The sequence below is a fragment of the Pseudomonas sp. S1_E05 genome, assembly GCF_056337105.1.
On sequence record NZ_JBFRHM010000001.1, the window covers coordinates 338,686 to 355,387 of the forward strand.

Annotated in this window: 12 protein-coding genes and 1 pseudogene; 8 read left to right on the forward strand and 5 right to left on the reverse strand. The window is 60.6% G+C overall.

From position 1 onward, the window contains the following. The first annotated feature begins 34 nt into the window (after positions 1–34). Positions 35–2,665: an RHS repeat-associated core domain-containing protein gene (locus tag AB4N33_RS01355; protein ID WP_476456233.1), complete on the forward strand. Its 2,631-nt coding sequence runs from the start codon at positions 35–37 to the stop codon at positions 2,663–2,665. A gap of 225 nt (positions 2,666–2,890) precedes the next feature. After that, complete coding sequence (locus AB4N33_RS01360) at positions 2,891–5,434, forward strand: RHS repeat-associated core domain-containing protein (RefSeq protein WP_476456234.1); 2,544 nt, start codon at positions 2,891–2,893, stop codon at positions 5,432–5,434. Positions 5,435–5,537: 103 nt separating this feature from the next. Here the strand turns inward: AB4N33_RS01360 and queD are convergent, their stop codons facing one another. Together queD and AB4N33_RS01370 are read right to left on the reverse strand one after the other, a co-directional pair. Continuing rightward, on the reverse strand, positions 5,538–5,894 hold the full coding sequence (queD, locus tag AB4N33_RS01365) for a 6-carboxytetrahydropterin synthase QueD (protein ID WP_017339724.1): 357 nt from the start codon (positions 5,892–5,894) through the stop codon (positions 5,538–5,540). Positions 5,895–5,968: 74 nt separating this feature from the next. Then, positions 5,969–7,048, reverse strand: a complete 1,080-nt coding sequence (locus tag AB4N33_RS01370) for a patatin-like phospholipase family protein (RefSeq protein ID WP_476456235.1) — start codon at positions 7,046–7,048, stop codon at positions 5,969–5,971. A gap of 175 nt (positions 7,049–7,223) precedes the next feature. On the opposite strand from AB4N33_RS01370, the gene AB4N33_RS01375 reads away from it, so the two are divergent. The 4 genes from AB4N33_RS01375 to AB4N33_RS01390 are packed head-to-tail and all read left to right on the forward strand — an operon-like array spanning position 7,224 to position 9,819. Next, a complete protein-coding gene (locus tag AB4N33_RS01375) occupies positions 7,224–7,532 on the forward strand; it encodes a PepSY domain-containing protein (protein WP_460122363.1) in 309 nt (102 codons plus the stop codon). Further along, a complete protein-coding gene (locus tag AB4N33_RS01380) occupies positions 7,532–7,837 on the forward strand; it encodes a PepSY domain-containing protein (RefSeq protein ID WP_460122365.1) in 306 nt (101 codons plus the stop codon). The genes AB4N33_RS01375 and AB4N33_RS01380 overlap by 1 nt, the downstream gene beginning before the upstream one ends. Positions 7,838–7,840: 3 nt before the next feature. Continuing rightward, positions 7,841–8,509, forward strand: a complete 669-nt coding sequence (locus tag AB4N33_RS01385; RefSeq protein WP_476456236.1) for a response regulator transcription factor — start codon at positions 7,841–7,843, stop codon at positions 8,507–8,509. After that, entirely contained in the window at positions 8,506–9,819 is a 1,314-nt protein-coding gene (locus AB4N33_RS01390; protein ID WP_476456237.1) for a sensor histidine kinase, read from the forward strand. Before AB4N33_RS01385 ends, AB4N33_RS01390 begins: the two co-directional genes overlap by 4 nt. A gap of 129 nt (positions 9,820–9,948) precedes the next feature. Here the strand turns inward: AB4N33_RS01390 and AB4N33_RS01395 are convergent, their stop codons facing one another. Both AB4N33_RS01395 and AB4N33_RS01400 read right to left on the reverse strand, forming a co-directional pair. Then, on the reverse strand, positions 9,949–10,704 hold the full coding sequence (locus tag AB4N33_RS01395; RefSeq protein ID WP_460126597.1) for a methyl-accepting chemotaxis protein: 756 nt from the start codon (positions 10,702–10,704) through the stop codon (positions 9,949–9,951). Between the two features lie 102 nt (positions 10,705–10,806). Continuing rightward, a pseudogene (locus AB4N33_RS01400) lies at positions 10,807–12,468 on the reverse strand (methyl-accepting chemotaxis protein); the annotation flags it as partial. On the opposite strand from AB4N33_RS01400, the gene AB4N33_RS01405 reads away from it, so the two are divergent. Together AB4N33_RS01405 and AB4N33_RS01410 are read left to right on the forward strand one after the other, a co-directional pair. Continuing rightward, complete coding sequence (locus AB4N33_RS01405; protein WP_476458770.1) at positions 12,350–13,666, forward strand: Na+/H+ antiporter family protein; 1,317 nt, start codon at positions 12,350–12,352, stop codon at positions 13,664–13,666. The pseudogene AB4N33_RS01400 and the gene AB4N33_RS01405 sit on opposite strands and share 119 nt — an antisense overlap. Positions 13,667–13,875: 209 nt before the next feature. Further along, on the forward strand, positions 13,876–15,558 hold the full coding sequence (locus AB4N33_RS01410; RefSeq protein WP_476456238.1) for a methyl-accepting chemotaxis protein: 1,683 nt from the start codon (positions 13,876–13,878) through the stop codon (positions 15,556–15,558). Positions 15,559–15,602: 44 nt separating this feature from the next. Here the strand turns inward: AB4N33_RS01410 and AB4N33_RS01415 are convergent, their stop codons facing one another. After that, a complete protein-coding gene (locus AB4N33_RS01415; protein ID WP_476456239.1) occupies positions 15,603–16,538 on the reverse strand; it encodes a LysR family transcriptional regulator in 936 nt (311 codons plus the stop codon). Positions 16,539–16,702: the final 164 nt, after the last annotated feature.

The following is a 16,702-nucleotide window of genomic DNA, read 5'->3' on the forward strand; positions in this document are numbered from 1 at the left end:
GACGCTGTTCGGCACAGGGTGGTATTGAGACTCGATGAACACGGTCGAGTTGCATCAGCACACACCCAGCCTGTCGGTCATTGATCCGCGGGGACTGGGTGTGCGCGGCGTGGCGTACTGGCGGGACGAGGTCGGGCAGGCTGCGGCGACGCGGGCGACGCGCCAGGTGTTCGATGGGGCAGGGCGGTTGGCGGAGCAATGGGATGCGCGGTTGAGTGTGCCGGCGTTGGGGCAGTGCGCCAGTTTGTCCGGCAAGGTCCTGGCCAGTGACAGCGTCGATGCCGGCTGGCGGGTGAATCTGTTCGGCGAAGCCGATCAGGTGCTGGCCGGCTGGGACGGTCGGGGCAGTCGCGGGGATATTGAATACGACACCTCGTTGCGCACGGTGGCGGTGAGCGAGCAAGGGCGGGTGGTAGAGCGCTTTGAATACGGCGACGTTGAATCGAGTGATGCCAATCAATGTGGGCGGGTGGTTCGTCACGACGACCCGGCTGGCACCCGGCACATGACCGAGTACGATCTCTCGGGGCGGTCGCAGTGCGAGGTCAGCCATTTTTTACAAACGCTTGATTCACCCGACTGGCCGCTGGAGGTGCCTGCGCGTGATGCGTTGCTGGAGGGCGAGCCGGGGTTGGCCAGTCGCTGGGCGTATTCACCGTTGGGGGATCTGTTGAGCCTGACCGATGCCCACGGCCACTGTCGGCATTTCATCTACTCGGTAGGCGGGCAACTTAGCCAGGGCTGGTTGCAACCGGCTAACACGCCAGCGCCGGGCCAATGTCTGGTGCAGGACATCCGCTATAACCCCAACGGCAAGGTCGAGCGGGAGACCGCCGGAAACGGCGTTGTCACCGTCGCCGAGTACGCGCTCAGTGACGGTCGGCTGGAGCGTCTGTCTGCCGGGTTGCCCAACGCCGAGCCGTTGCAGGACTTGCGTTACTCCGTAGACCCGGTGGGCAACATCGTGCAAATCGATGATCATGCCTTGCCGATCCGGTACTTCAAAAATCAACGCATCGACCCGCAGCGCTTATACGTCTACGACACCTTGGGCCAGCTCATCAGCGCCACCGGTTGGGAAGCAGCCAGTCCCGGTGCGATCCTCAATTATCGTGAAGCGTATGGCTATGACGCGGGCGGTAACATGACCGAGTTGCGGCACGTCGGTGCGCATGCCTTTACCCGCCGCTGGTTGGTGGCTCCCGACAGTAACCGCAGCTTGGTCGACGACGACCAGCCAGTGGATTTCCCCAGACAGTTCGACGCCAACGGCAACCAGCAATTCCTCCAGCGCGGTCAGACCATGAGCTGGGACCTGCGCAATCAGTTGGCCAGCGTTTCGCCGGTGGTGAGGGAGGAAGAGGACGACGACACCGAACGCTATATCTACGGTGGGGGCGGCAAGCGGTTGCGCAAGGTGCGTACCGCGCTGACCAACGCGACCGCCGTGTTTGCCGAAGTTCGTTACCTGCCCGGGCTGGAACTGCATCGGCGTCCGACTGGCGAGCAATACCAAGTGCTCGACCTCGACGCAGGACGTAATAGGGTCACGTGGATTCACGGGTCCGACGCACCGGCCCATCCCCTGCGTTATCACCTGACCGATCACCTGGGGTCTGGCACTTTGGAAGTGGATGAACAGGGCAACGTACAAAGCCGCGAAGCCTATTACCCCTTTGGCGGCACGGCGTGGGAAGACCACAGCGATCAGGCGGGCGCTTACAAGACCATTCGATATTCAGGCAAGGAGCGTGATACGACGGGTTTGTATTACTACGGGTTCCGCTACTACGCACCGTGGTTGAGTCGCTGGATCAATCCGGATCCGGCGGGGGCGGTGGATGGGTTGAATTTTTATCGTTTTGTACGCAACTCACCCATGGTCAGGATAGATAGGGACGGATTGGATAGTGACGATGAGGATTGGGATTTGCCGGATGAATTACTTTATCTGCCTGGCCCGGAAAATGCGCAATCAGGTGATACGCGAGAATCTGAATTAAGCACACCTGATCCCACACCGCAGCCGTCTGACCCACCTCCGGCAAATATGGCGTCCGGCAACTCGCGAGAATCTGAATTAAACACACCTGATTCCACACCGCAGCCGTCTGACGTTCCTCCGGAGCCAGGGACATCGAATGCTTCACGTCGATCGGCATCGATCTTGAAGTGTGAGACATGTCAAAGAGTATTCAAGCGGCGTGAAAACCTGACGGCTCATGTACGCACGCATACCGGAGAGAAACCTTTTAAATGCGGTTCGTGTGACAAGCGTTATGCGTTTAGACAAAGTCTTGATGTTCATTTGAAAACTCATACCGGTGAGAAGCCATATGAGTGCGAGATATGTGGCTGGGCGTTTTCAGTTCGTGGAAACCTCAATGCTCACAAATCGGTGCATTCAGATGAGAGACCGTACAAGTGTGGCATGTGTGAACTTTCGTTCAAATTGAATTCCCGATTACGTCAACATTTGAAGACTCACTCCGGAGAAAAACCGTATGAATGCCCAAAATGCCCAAAAACATTTTTGAGAAAGCCCGAACGAGATAGGCATGCCTACTCTCATGGAGTACCCCTCTGGTGCACCACGGGCGATTGTCATGCATCATTTAGTACTGAAGTTAACCTGGAGGTACACGTCAAAAAATTTCACTCTTGACTGGCATAGTGATTTTTTGCGTTTCAGACGTAACGCGAGAGCATTACACCTGCTCGTAAGATGGTTTCTGCTCTCCGGTGGCCACTCACAACAGCAGACGCCACCACGCTTTCACATCAATAATTCGAACTAGCACTAATTCTGGCAGCAACGGTTTCACTTCCCCTGCATACCTATCATTTGTGTCAGTAGACGCTATTCGGCACAGAGTGGTATTGAGACTCGATGAACACAGTCGACTTGCATCAGCACACACCCAGCCTGGCGGTCATCGACCCCCGGGGGCTGGACGTGCGCGGCGTGGCGTACTGGCGGGAGGAAGTCGGACAGGCTGCGGCGGCGCGGGCGACGCGACAGGTGTTCGATGGGGCAGGACGGCTGGCGGAGCAATGGGATGCGCGGTTGACTGTGCCGGCGTTGGGGCAGTGCGCCAGTTTGTCTGGCAAGGTCCTGGCCAGTGATAGCGTCGATGCCGGCTGGCGGGTATCGTTGTTCGGTGAAGCCGATCAGGTGCTGACGGGCTGGGACGGTCGCGGTAGCCAGGGCGATATTGAATACGACACGTTGATGCGTACGGTGGCGGTCACCGAGCAAGGGCGGGTGGTGGAGCGCTTCGAGTATGGCGGCGTTGATGCCAGCGCGGCCAATCAATGCGGGCGAGTGGTTCGTCACGACGACCCGGCTGGGACCCGGCACATGAGTGAGTACGATCTGTTGGGGCGGTCGCAGTGCGAGGTCAGCCACTTTCTGCAAACGCTCGATTCTCCCGATTGGCCGCTGGATACTGCTGCGCGAGATGCTTTGCTGGAGGGCGAGCCGGGGTTGGCCAGTCGCTGGGCGTATTCACCGTTGGGGGATTTGTTGAGCTTGACCGATGCCCATGGCCACCGCCGCGCTTTCGGTTACTCGGTGGCTGGGCAACTTGGCCAAGGCTGGCTGCAACCCGCTAACACTCCGGCGCCCGGCCAATGTCTGGTGCGGGACATCCGCTATAACCCGGCGGGAAAGGTTGAAAGTGAGACCGCCGGAAATGGTGTGGTCACCCTGGCCGAGTACGCCCTCAGCGATGGCCGGCTGGAGCGCCTGTCTGCCGGGTTGCCCAACGCCGAGCCGTTGCAGGACTTGCGTTACACGGTCGATCCCGTTGGCAACGTTGTGCAAATCGACGATCACGCGTTGCCGATTCGTTACTTCAAGAACCAGCGCATCGACCCAAAACGGGTCTACGCCTACGACACCTTGGGCCAGCTCATCAGCGCCACGGGCTGGGAGACTGCCGGTCCCGGCGCTGTGCTCAACTACACCGAAGAATATGCCTACGACGCAGGCAGCAACATGGCCGAGCTGCGGCACGTTGGTGCCCAATCCTTTACCCGCTGCTGGTTGATAGCCCCGAACAGCAATCGCAGCCTGATCGATGACGACCTGCCGGTGGATTTCCCCAGCCATTTCGACGCCAACGGCAACCTGCAATACCTGCAGCGCGGCCAGATCATGACCTGGGATCTGCGCAACCAACTCGCTAGCGTGTCGCCAGTGGTGCGGGCGAACGAAGCCGACGATACCGAACGCTACATCTACGGTGGTGGCGGCAAACGCCTGCGCAAGGTCCGCACGACACTGACCAATGCGACCACCGTAATTGCCGAGGTTCGTTACCTGCCAGGGCTGGAATTGCATCGCCGCCCGACTGGCGAACACTACCAAGTGCTCGACCTTGAGGCCGGGCGTAACCGGGTAACCTGGTTTCTTGGGGGCGAGGCGCCGGACCATCCCCTGCGTTATCACCTGACCGATCACCTGGGGTCTGGCACTTTGGAAGTGGATGAACAGGGCAACGTACAAAGCCGCGAAGCCTATTACCCCTTTGGCGGCACGGCGTGGGAAGACCACAGCGATCAGGCGGGCGCTTACAAGACCATTCGATATTCAGGCAAGGAGCGCGATGCGACAGGGTTGTATTACTACGGGTTCCGCTACTACGCGCCATGGTTGAGTCGCTGGATCAACCCGGACCCGGCAGGAACAGTGGACGGGCTGAATCTATATCGTTTTGTACGCAACTCACCCATGGTCAGGATAGATAGGGACGGATTGGATAGTGACGATGAGGATTGGGATTTGCCGGATGAATTACTTTATCTGCCTGGCCCGGAAAATGCGCAATCAGGTGATACGCGAGAATCTGAATTAAACACAGCTGATCCCACGTCGGAGATGGATTTCCTGGATTTGGCAGGTGATCAGTCGTCACCAATAGACGTTGACGAAATAGAGGTGGAACCTTTGCCCCCCATCGGCACCCCGACGAATGATGGTCCTGCATCTCCTGATCCACAAGCAACACCTCAACGTGAGGCATCTCCAGTCCCCGGCCCTTCGAGGGTGAATATTACAGAACCTTCGGCTCCTAATACCTGCACAGTTTGCAAGAAAGTCTATAAGAGCAAAAATATTCTTAATCAGCATATGAAAATTCATGCTGGAAAAGGTCACGCCTGTCCTTTTAGTGATTGCTCCAAGCAGTTCCGTCATAGGGGACATTTAAATGAACACATGCGAATTCACACTGGAGAAAAGCCTTTTGAGTGTCCTGACTGTAAGCAAACATTTGCCGCTCATACTGCTTTGAGAGTGCATCTACGCACGTTTAAAGACCGCCCAAACCATACACGGGGTAAAGATAAGATCTTTAAATGCACCCAATGTGATATTGGTTTTACTCGAAAATCTAATTTCACTCGACATTTTGGTAAGTACCATAAGTGAGTTGATTTATTGGCGGCGTTGTTGGAAGTGTTTTACAGTCCCGATTGACTGTTAAGCCACAGCAACAAAATAGCCATCCCCCGGATGGCTATTCCACGATCCCTCACTCCCCGCGATAGATACACCCACTCGTACACGTCTCATGAATCCGAATCGCACTCAACTCCGGCAATAGCGGCTTCAACTCACCCCAGATCCACTTGGCCAACACTTCACTGGTCGGATTTTCCAACCCCGGAATGTCGTTCAAATAGTTGTGGTCCAAGCGCTCGTACAGCGGCTTGAAGATCGCCTTGATCTCGGAGAAGTCGCGAATCCAGCCGGTGTGGGGATCGAGGTCGCCGCTCAGGTGGATCGCCACTTTGAACGAGTGGCCGTGCAGACGGCCGCACTTGTGGCCTTCCGGCACATGGGGCAGGCGGTGGGCGGATTCGAACGTAAATTCCTTGAAGATTTCCACAGTGTTTTCAGCTCTGTCAGGTGGCGATCGCCGGGGCGATTTGGGCAGGCGGCGAGTTTACCAGCTTGTCCTGACTAAAGGGTCAGCAAGCGTTCGCCCAAGCGACCGTTGGCGGCCAGTTCAAGGAATTCGTCGCCCATGCGCCGGCTTTCGTCCATTGCCGCGCGCCAGTATTTCTGTCGGCTCGGCGCGTCACCCATGAAGCGCTTGAAGTCGTTGCGGTCCGGCAGTTTGCCGAAGGGCAGGCGTGCCAGGTATTCCCTGGACGGCGCGAGTAGCAGCGCGTTTTGCAGGCGGGTCGGGCAGGCGCGGCGCCAGGGCAGGGTTTTATCGAACCAGCCGGGGATGATCCGGTCGGTGAAATGCGGGTAGAGCACGATGTCGTCGCCGCTGTAGGGCAGGTCGAGGTGATAATCCAGCAGACCGCCATCGCGGAAGGTTCCGGCACCTGCGCCAGGCAAATCGCGCACGCCCTGCATGACCATCGGAATGGAGCCGGAGGCCAGCAGGGCCTGGCGCAGGTTGGCGGTGTTCAGTGCGACGAAGCGCGAGGGGAAATCGTTCAGCGCGTTCACCGGCGGTGCCAGGCGCGGGTCGTGGAGGATCAGCCGTTCGAAGTGCCGCGACAACCGTGCGCGCCCGCGCAGGTTGTCGGCGATGACCGAGGAGAGCCCCAGACCCAGGCGCCCGCGATGATCGTCGGCGAGCAGGCCGTGGCTTTTGACGACCATGATATTCAGGCGGTAATGGGCGTTGTCCAGGATCGTCGCGTCGCGCCCGTCCAGCAGGTCATCGAGCATTTGTCGCGAGCTCTGGCTGATCTGCGCCATGGTCACGCCCTTGTTGAAATTCTGCTCGGTGTACAACCGGCCCAGGCGACGGATGCCTTCGGCGGCGTCCGGCAAGCAGGCGCTGGCGAAGCGCCAGGAGCCGACGGAAGCACCGATCAGCGAGCGTTCGCGCGGCGCGGCGGACAGCCATTCACCGAACAATGCCAGGTCCAGGCCCTGGATTCCCAGCGCCTTCGGCCCCCCGGCCGCCCCCGGCAAGGTGCCGACGTCGGCCGCGCTCAAGCCATTTTCACGGATGCGCGCCAATGCGCGAGGGCCGGCCTTTAGGGTGAGGGAGGGAAACTTGATGTGGATGGCGGTCATGGGCGGCTCGGGGTTGGGCTGGCGGAGGATTATAGGCTTGATGGGGTTCTGGGGGAGTACCGCCGCTCCCACAGGAGAGAATGCAGGGACCGGCAATGATGGCCATTCAGTTTCAATTAAGTTCGCCTCGTTAAGGTAGCCGGGTATGCACCATTAAAAGAATACGGAGACACCCATGAAAATCCTGACTGCCCTGTTCACCGCCACACTCATCGGCCTGGGCGCGAGCACCGCCCACGCCCGCGACCTTGGCCCGGACGAAGCCCTGCGACTGCGCGACGCTGGTACTATCGTATCTTTCGAGAAGCTCAACGCCACGGCATTGGCCAAGCACCCCGGCTCGACCATCACCGAAACCGAGCTGGAAGAAGAGTACGGCAAGTACATCTATCAGGTGGAGCTGCGCGACCCACAGGGCATTGAATGGGACCTGGAATTAGACGCGGTGAGCGGCCAGGTGCTCAAGGATCATCAGGATACGTAATGAAGGTGTGTTCGGTTTCACGCATGGCGCTGGTGCTGCTGACGTTCTGTTCAGTGGTGCTGGCCCGTGACCTCGATCAGGACGAGGCCTTGCGCCTGCGTCAACAGGGCGTGATTTTGCCGCTCGAGCACTTGTTGCAACAGGCCATGGACCGGTATCCGGGGTCGAAGCTGCTCGAGGCCGAGCTTGAAGAGAAACACGACGTCTACATTTATGAAGTCGAGCTGTTGACCACCGAAGGCGTCGTGCGTGAACTGGACGTGAATGCCAGCACGGGCGAGTTGCTCAAAGACGAGGAAGATTGACCGATGCGTTTGCTTTTGGTGGAAGACCACGTGCCGCTGGCCGACGAGTTGCTGGCCGGCCTCAACCGGCAGGGTTATGCCGTTGACTGGCTGGCCGATGGTCGGGATGCGGTGTATCAGGGCCGCAGCGAACCCTATGACCTGATCATCCTCGACCTCGGCTTGCCCGGCGTACCGGGACTCGAGGTGCTGGCGCAATGGCGCGCGGGTGGGCTGGCCACGCCTGTGTTGATCCTGACTGCTCGCGGTTCCTGGGCCGAGCGGATCGAAGGTCTCAAGGCCGGTGCCGACGATTACATGAGCAAACCCTTTCATCCGGAAGAGCTGCACCTGCGCATCCAGGCGTTGTTGCGCCGATCCCATGGCCAGGTCAATCAGCCGACCTTGCAGTCCGCAGGTCTGCATCTGGATGAAGGCCGCCAGTGCGTGACCCGCGACGGTGCCGACATTCAACTGACTGCCGCTGAGTTCCGCCTGCTGCGTTACTTCATGCTGCACCCCGAACAGATCCTGTCCAAGAGCCATCTTGCCGAACATCTCTACGACGGCGAAACGGAGCGCGATTCCAACGTGCTCGAAGTGCACGTCAATCACCTGCGGCGCAAGTTGGGACGTAGCGTCATCGAAACCCGACGCGGCCAGGGCTATCTGTTTGGCGGTCAAGCGCAGTGAGGTCGATCCAGCGCCGCTTGAGCCTGGGCCTGGTCAGCGTGCTCGTGATTGTCGGCCTGGTGTTGGCGCAAACCAGCCTGTGGCTGTTCGAAGTCGGTTTGCAGCGCTACCTCGAAGCCGGGCTGCGTAACGACAGCGAAAACCTGCTGGTCGCCCTGGTGCGCGGGCCGCAAGGCTTGCAACTGGATGAACGACGGTTGTCGCCGGCTTACCAGCGACCGTTTTCCGGGCATTACTTTCGCATCGATTTTGCCGACAGCCATTGGCGATCGCGCTCGTTGTGGGATCAGGAACTGCCGCGCCTGGACAACCCGGGCCTGCACAGCAATCTGCAACTGGGGCCGGAAGGCCAGCAACTGTTGGTGCTGCGCTCGGACTACCGCCGTCTTGGCCAGTCGATCTCCATCAGCGTCGCCCAGGATTACTCGCCGGTGCGCGACAGTTTCAGACTGATGCAACGGGTCGGGCTGGGCCTTGGCCTGCTGGCACTGTTGCTGATTCTGATCTTGCAACGCGTCACCGTGCGCCGGGCCTTGCGGCCCCTGGAGCGGGCACGGGAGCAGATTGCCCAGTTGCAGCAGGGGCAGCGTTCGCAACTGGATGAGCAGGTGCCGGTGGAGCTTGAGCCGCTGGTGGCGCAAATCAACCATTTGCTCGCCCACACCGAAGACAGCCTCAAGCGCTCGCGCAATGCCCTGGGCAACCTCGGTCACGCCTTGAAAACCCCGCTGGCGGTGCTGCTCAGCGTGGCCTCCAGCGAAAAACTCGAGGGTCACCCGCAGTTGCGCAAAGTGCTCACCGAGCAACTGGAACAGGTGCAGCAACGCCTCAATCGTGAACTTAACCGGGCTCGGCTGTCCGGCGATGCGCTGCCCGGAGCGCTGTTCGATTGCGATGCCGAGCTGCCTGGCTTGCTTGCCACGCTGAACATGATTCACGGCGAACACCTCGCCCTGAGCTATAGCGCGCCAGCGGGTTTGCACTTGCCGTGGGATCGTGAGGATTTGCTGGAGCTGCTGGGCAATCTGCTGGACAACGCCTGCAAATGGGCGGATGCCGAGGTGCGCTTGAGCGTGGTCGAGGCGGTTGAAGGATTTGTATTGAGCGTGGAAGACGACGGCCCCGGAATTCCCGAGGAACGACGTGATCAAGTGTTCAGTCGGGGCGCGCGACTTGATGAGCAGACCGATGGGCATGGCCTGGGCCTGGGCATCGTGCGCGACATCGTCGATACCTGGGGCGGGGTGTTGCGGCTGGAGACGAGCGAGTGGGGTGGGTTGAAGGTGGTGATTGAACTGCCCAAGCGCTGAACTTGATGGCTAAGGGTCCGTACTGTAGGAGCGAGCTTGCTCGCGATGAGGTTGTGTCAGGCGGCATCGATGTGACAGGCACACCCTCATCGCGAGCAAGCTCGCTCCTACAGTGATCAGTGTCCAGTCCTAAACCCTGAACTGATCCATCAACCCCTGCTGCTGATTCGCCAGGCTATTGAGCGCCTGGCTGACCCGCGCCGATTCATTGGCTTGCCCCGACAGCGATTCGGTCACGTCGCGAATCGTCGCCACGTTGCTGGTGATCTCCTCCGCCACCGCGCTTTGCTCTTCGGCGGCGCTGGCGATCTGCAGGTTCATGTCGCTGATCACCGTCACCGCGTCGCCGATCTGGCGCAACGCCGTGACGGCCTGGCTGACTTGCCCGACGCTGTCTTGGGCCTGGCGATGGCTGTTGCTCATCGATCCGACCACTTCCTGGGTGCCGCTCTGCAACTGCTCGATCACCAGGCGCGTCTCTTCCACCGATTCCTGGGTGCGCTGCGCGAGGTTGCGCACTTCGTCGGCGACCACGGCAAAACCACGTCCGGCCTCACCGGCGCGGGCGGCTTCGATGGCGGCGTTGAGGGCGAGCAGGTTGGTCTGTTCGGCGATGGCGCGGATCACTTCCAGCACTGAGCCGATCTTGCCGCTATTGGCCGCCAGGCCTTCGACCTGGACCATGGCAGCGCTCATGTCGGCGGCCAGATGGTCAATGCTGCTGGTGGTCTGGTCGATCACCGTCAAGCCACGGCGGGTCGCCTGATCTGCGTCCCGGGCCGCCTGTGCCGCTTGCGCCGCGCTGCGGGCGACGTCCTGGGCGGTGGCGCTCATTTCGTGGGAGGCCGTGGCCACCTGATCGACCTGGCGGTACTGCTGCTCCATGCCGGCGCTGGTTTGCGTGGCGATGGCGGAGGATTGATCCGCAGTGCTGCGGGCGTCCTGCACCGAGCGTTTGACCTCGGCGATCACCGGTTGCAGTTTGTCGAGGAAGCGGTTGAACCAACCGGCCAACTGGCCGAGTTCGTCCTGCTTGTCGTAGGCCAGCCGGCGGGTGAGGTCGCCTTCGCCGCTGGCGATGTCTTCGAGCATGCGCGCCACGCCCAGGATCGGACGGGTCACGCTGCGCGCCATCAGCCACACCAGGAGCAGGCCGATCAGCGCCGCCAGAATGCCCAGGCCCAATTCGATCAGGCTGCCGGTGGTGTTGGTTTCGTCGAGTTGCTTTTTCAGCGCTTCGGCCGGGCCGATCAGGACCTTTTCCGGCACGTCGAGCAGCACGCCCCATGGCTTGCCATCCGGGATGGGCTGGAACGGCGACAGTACTTTCAACTGATCGGAGCGGTGCAGGCTCGCGGTTTTGCTGCTGCCCGTCAGCAGGCGGGTCAGTTCGGCGCCGGTGCTTTTGTCCACGGCGTCCAGGCGCTGGCTGAGTTTGCTGGCGTCCGCGCTGTACCCGGCGAGCAAACCGGCGGGGCTGATGATGCTGACGCTGGTCTGGCCGTCGTACAGGTTTTTACTGACGTCCTGACTGACCGCCTGCAGGCTGTTGAGGTTGAGGTCCACGGACAGCGAAGCGATGACTTTTCCGTTGACCATCAGCGGGAACACAATGCTGGTCATCAGCACGTTCTGGCCGTCGATCACAAAGAAGTACGGTTCGATCACGCAGGGTTTGAGCGAGGTGCGCGGGCAGGTGAACCAGGCATTGGCGGCCTCGCCGCTGGGGCCGGTGCGAGTGTCGGCGATGTCACTTTCCGCCAGCGCCATCGAGGTCAGCTTGCCAGGTGTCGGTTGCGACCAGTACAGCGCGAAACGGCCCTTGTCGTTACTGCCCAGCTCTGCCTGCTCGGCGAACAGCTCGTCCTTGCCGTCCAGGGCATTGGGTTCAAACACCAGCGAGAGGCCCAGCAGCTCCGGGTTGGCTTGCAGCGCCGACTTGACCTGACGGGTCAGGTCCTCCCGCAGGTCGAAGGCATCGAGAAAGCGTTTTTCCGCTTGATCGCGCAGGAACAGCACCTGACGCGAGAAGCCGTGGCCATATTGATAAGCATCCATGAATTGCCGGCGAATGCGCAGCGCCTGGATTTCACCCTGGGATTCGATGCGCGCCTGGGCCGATTCGGTCAGCATTTCCATGCTCGACGCTTTCACCAGCGCTGAACTGTGCTCCATGCGATACAGCGAAAGGCCGACCAGCAAAGTCACGATACCCGCCAGGCACAGGCCGGCGAGGAGGGTGATCTTCCACTGAATGGAAAGGTGTCGGAGCAGCATGGAGATGTCCTTGTTCGATAAAAATCTGCGTCTTTGCAGGTTAACGGCGGCGAATGCGCTTTCTTTATGTCGAACGTCAATACCGCGAAACAAATTTCCCGGGGGGCTGCTGCTCAGGTGGTCGCGTTCACTTTGACAAGGTGGCGGTGCTGCGGCACAGTGCCCGCCCTCTAATAAAACCCATTCCCGAATCCGCTGGCGGCCTGTGCAGACTGCCGGCCGGACCGTTTTCGCTTGCCCTGAGGTAATGATGATTAATGCTGTAATTGCCGCGGTCGGCGTCATGCTGATACTCAGCCTGTCCCGCGTGCACGTTGTGATCGCGCTGATTGTCGGTGCGTTGGTGGGTGGCCTGAGCGGTGGCCTGGGCATCGACGCCACGCTGAAGGCGTTCAACAACGGACTGGGCGGCGGAGCCACCGTGGCATTGTCCTACGCGTTGCTCGGCGCGTTCGCGGTGGCGATTGCCAAGTCCGGCCTGGCCCATGCACTGGCGGACAAGGCGCTGGCCATGGTCGACCGGCAGCACGCTACGGGTGGTCGACAGGTCAAGTGGTTGTTGATTGGTTTGCTGTGGGTCGTGGCCATCGCTTCACAGAATATTCTGCCGATACATATCGCCTTTATTCCGTTGCTGGTGCCACCCCTGTTGTATGTGCTGACCAAGCTGCAGCTTGATCGTCGTCTGATCGCCTGCGTCATGACGTTTGGCCTGATCACGCCCTACATGTTCCTGCCCGTGGGTTTCGGCAACATCTTCCTCAATGAGATCCTGCTGGCCAACGTGGCGCGCAGCGGCGTCGACATCAGCGGCATCAACGTGACCCATGCCATGGGCATTCCGGCGCTGGGCATGTTGGTGGGGCTGGCCGTGGCGTTCATCAGCTATCGCAAGAAACGTGTCTACGACCTGGCGAAGATCGAACAAGTCGAGCAGGTGGCGGTGCAGTACAACCCGCTGAGCCTGATGGTGGCCGGCGTGGCCATTGCAGCGGCGTTCATCATTCAGTTGCTGCTGGATTCGATGATCATCGGCGCACTGGTGGGCTTTTTGATCTTCTCGGTGTCGGGCATCGTCAAGTGGCGCGACACCGACGACCTCTTCACCGAAGGCATGAAGATGATGGCGATGATCGGTTTCATCATGATCGCCGCCTCGGGGTTTGCCGAAGTGATGAAGGCCACCGGTCAGGTGCAGACGCTGGTCGAGGCGTCGGCGGCGTGGATCGGTCACAGCCAGGGCATCGGCGCGCTGTTGATGTTGCTGGTGGGCCTGCTGGTGACCATGGGCATCGGCTCGTCGTTTTCCACGGTGCCGATCCTCGCGGCGATCTTCGTGCCGCTGTGCGTGCAATTGGGCTTCAGCCCGATCGCCATCGTCTGCATCGTCGGCACCGCAGGTGCCCTGGGTGACGCCGGTTCACCGGCCTCGGACTCGACACTGGGCCCGACGTCCGGCCTGAACATCGACGGCCAGCACCACCACATCTGGGACACCGTGGTGCCCACCTTCCTGCACTACAACCTGCCACTGCTGGCGTTCGGCTGGGTGGCGGCGATGGTGCTTTAGATTTTGCCATGCCCCCTCTGTAGGAGCGAGCTTGCTCGCGATTGCAATGCATCAGTCGATGAAAGTGTCGACTGACACTCCGCCATCGCGAGCAAGCCCGCTCCCACAGGGCCTTCATACGTTTCACTGTAGTGACCTGTCTCAACTTTTGCTTTTACGTGCCGTTATAGCCTTTGACCACGTTAGTAAAATCAAAAGAGTGAACCGTCATGCGCATGAGCCTGAAGGCCAAAGTCCTGTCCCTCGCCGTTCTCCCGGTGCTGATCTTCGCGCTGGTGATCAGTCTGACCACGTTTTTCGTGCTGCAGGAACAGGCGCGCAAGGAAGTCGAAGAGACCCGCGAGCGCCTGCTCACTAACGCCAAGGACACGCTCAAAAGCTACGTGGCCGTGGCGATGACCGCGATCAAGCCGCTTTACGACGCCGCCGCACCTGGCGATGACGCGGCGCGCGCGCAAGTGATCAAGTTGCTGTCGAACATCAGCTACGACAAGGAAGGCTACTTCTTCGGCTACGACTCCAACACCGTACGCCTGTTCAAGGCCAACAGCCCCGACGGCGTGGGCAAGAGCTTCAAGGACAACCGCGACCCGAACGGCGTCTACGTCAACCGCGACCTGGTTCAAGTCGCCAAGGACGGCACCCACTACCTGCAATACAGCTCGCCTTTGCCCAGCAACACCCAAGTGCTGGTGCCGAAACTCGGCTACACCGAATACCTGGCCAAGTGGGACATGGCGGTCGGCACCTCGGTCAACCTCGATGGCATCGAGGCGCAGGTGGCCGTTGTCGAAGCCAAGGTCAAGGAGCGCATGGAAGGCGTATTGCTGAGCATCGCCGGTATCGCCGCCGTCGTGCTGCTGGTGATCGCCGCTGCCGGCATGGTGCTGGCCAACACCATCCTGCGTCCGCTGCACCTGATGAAAGCCAACCTCGATGACATCGCGGCGGGCGAGGGCGACCTGACCCGCCGTCTCACCATTTCCAGCCAGGATGAGCTGGGTGAACTGGCCGGTTCGTTCAACCGGTTTGTCGACAAGATCCACGGCCTGGTGCGCCAGATCACCGAAATGACCTCGCAATTGACCGGGCTGGTGCACCAGGTATCGGACCAGGCCCATCGCTCGGATCAGGCGATGGAGCGTCAGCGTCACGAGACCGATCAGGTCGCCACCGCCATCAATGAAATGTCTGCCGCCGCCCAGGAAGTGGCCAAGAGTGCGCAGAACGCCGCCGTGGCTGCCCAGCAGACCGACGAAGAAGGCCAGACCGCCAAGCGGGTGGTGGCCGGCAGCATCGAAAAAATCCACGCGCTGGTCGACGATATCCGCAGCAGCGGCGTGTCCCTCGACAGTTTGCAGAAAGACGTGGCGTCGATTGTCAGCGTGCTGGGGGTGATTCGTTCGATTGCCGAGCAGACCAATTTGCTGGCGCTCAACGCCGCCATCGAAGCGGCCCGGGCTGGTGAGGCAGGGCGTGGTTTTGCGGTGGTAGCCGATGAAGTGCGTGCGCTGGCCAGTCGTACGCAGATCAGCACCCAGGAAATCCAGGGCATGATCGACCGCTTGCAGGCCGGCACCCAGTCAGCGGTGGAAGCGATGCGTCGCTCCAGCGAGGCCGGCGACGGCACCTCCGCGCAAGCCAACGAGGCGGGGGCGTCGCTGGACACCATGGCGCAATTGATCGCCACCATCAACTCGATGAACGCGCAGATCGCGAGCGCCGCCGAAGAGCAGACAGCGGTGGCCGAAGAGATCAACCGCAGCGTGCATCAGATCGCCGAAGCCGTGGATAACGTGGCGGACGAAACCCAGCTCGGCGCCCAAACCTCCCGCAGCCTGGCGGACCTGGGGCAGCGGTTGGGCGGGTTGGTGGGGCAGTTCAGGATTTGATGGCTGCAATCACTGGGTAGAGACACCCACACTGTGGGTGTCAGCTAAACCCTGTCCCAATACGGCACCTCGCCAAAACACTCGACGAAAAAGTCGATGACCGTGCGCACCTTCACCGACAGCCGTCGGCTTCCCGGCCAAAGCACCGCGATCTGCTGCGGTTGGAGGCTGTTGGATACCTGATAGTCCGCAAGGACCGGCACCAACGTGCCGTCTCGCACCGCTTCGCCAATCAGCCATGACGGAAACATCACCAGTCCCAGGCCTTGTATGGCGGCCTGGGTGAGCGTGTCAGCGTGGTTGCCGGTGATTGGCCCTCTCACCGAATACGGCGTCCAATCCTCGTGGCCCTGGCGGAAAAACCAGCGCTGCTGGCCAGCCACGCCCTTGTAGGCCAGGCATTGGTGCGCCGCCAGGTCGGCAGGGCGCTGCGGCGTGCCGTGGCGTGCGAGGTAGGCGGGGCTGGCGGCAACCTGGAAGCGGTGGGGCGCGATAATGCGCGCCTGCATGCTCGAGTCGTGCAACGGGCCAATGCGAAACAACAGATCGGCGCCTTCCTGCAACGGGTCGACGTAGCTGTCGGTCTGCTGGATGTCCAGTTGCAGCTTCGGATACCGCTCGCACAACTGCCTGAGCCAGGGTGTCAGGTGCCGTTGTCCGAACACCACCGGAGCGTTGATACGGACCAGCCCAGTGGGCTCGCTGCGCTGTTCGTGCAACGCTTGCTCGGCTTCCTCCAATTGCACCAGCACCAGCCGCGCGTGGTGCCCGAGCAGGCGCCCGGCTTCGGTAGGGGTGACCGCGCGGGTGTGACGGTAGAGCAATTGCTGGTTCAGGGCCTGTTCCATCAACTGGATCTGCCGGGAAATCGACGACGGAGCCAAGCCCTCTCGACGGGCGACTTCGGAAAAACTGCCATGGTCCAGCACCGCGACAAATAGCCGGAGTGCCTTGAAGCCGAGTTCATTGAGGCCGTGCATAGTGGACCTTGCTGTGCGTAATGCGCAAAAGTGTTGTCAGGATGATCCCGTTTATTGCACAGCTTGGCCACTGGATAATTCACTACACAATGATGACCTGTAGGAGCGAGCTTGCTCGCGATGGCGGTGTATCAGTTGACAATAATGTCGACTGACACTGTGCC

Bases quoted from the DNA above. Each gene is read 5' to 3' on its own strand.
- AB4N33_RS01355 (WP_476456233.1), top strand. From the start codon at position 35: ATGAACACGGTCGAGTTGCATCAGCACACACCCAGCCTGTCGGTCATT.
- AB4N33_RS01360 (WP_476456234.1), top strand. From the start codon at position 2,891: ATGAACACAGTCGACTTGCATCAGCACACACCCAGCCTGGCGGTCATC.
- AB4N33_RS01370 (WP_476456235.1), bottom strand. From the start codon at position 7,048: ATGACCGCCATCCACATCAAGTTTCCCTCCCTCACCCTAAAGGCCGGC.
- AB4N33_RS01375 (WP_460122363.1), top strand. From the start codon at position 7,224: ATGAAAATCCTGACTGCCCTGTTCACCGCCACACTCATCGGCCTGGGC.
- AB4N33_RS01380 (WP_460122365.1), top strand. From the start codon at position 7,532: ATGAAGGTGTGTTCGGTTTCACGCATGGCGCTGGTGCTGCTGACGTTC.
- AB4N33_RS01385 (WP_476456236.1), top strand. From the start codon at position 7,841: ATGCGTTTGCTTTTGGTGGAAGACCACGTGCCGCTGGCCGACGAGTTG.
- AB4N33_RS01395 (WP_460126597.1), bottom strand. From the start codon at position 10,704: ATGGAGCAGCAGTACCGCCAGGTCGATCAGGTGGCCACGGCCTCCCAC.
- AB4N33_RS01410 (WP_476456238.1), top strand. From the start codon at position 13,876: ATGCGCATGAGCCTGAAGGCCAAAGTCCTGTCCCTCGCCGTTCTCCCG.
- AB4N33_RS01415 (WP_476456239.1), bottom strand. From the start codon at position 16,538: ATGCACGGCCTCAATGAACTCGGCTTCAAGGCACTCCGGCTATTTGTC.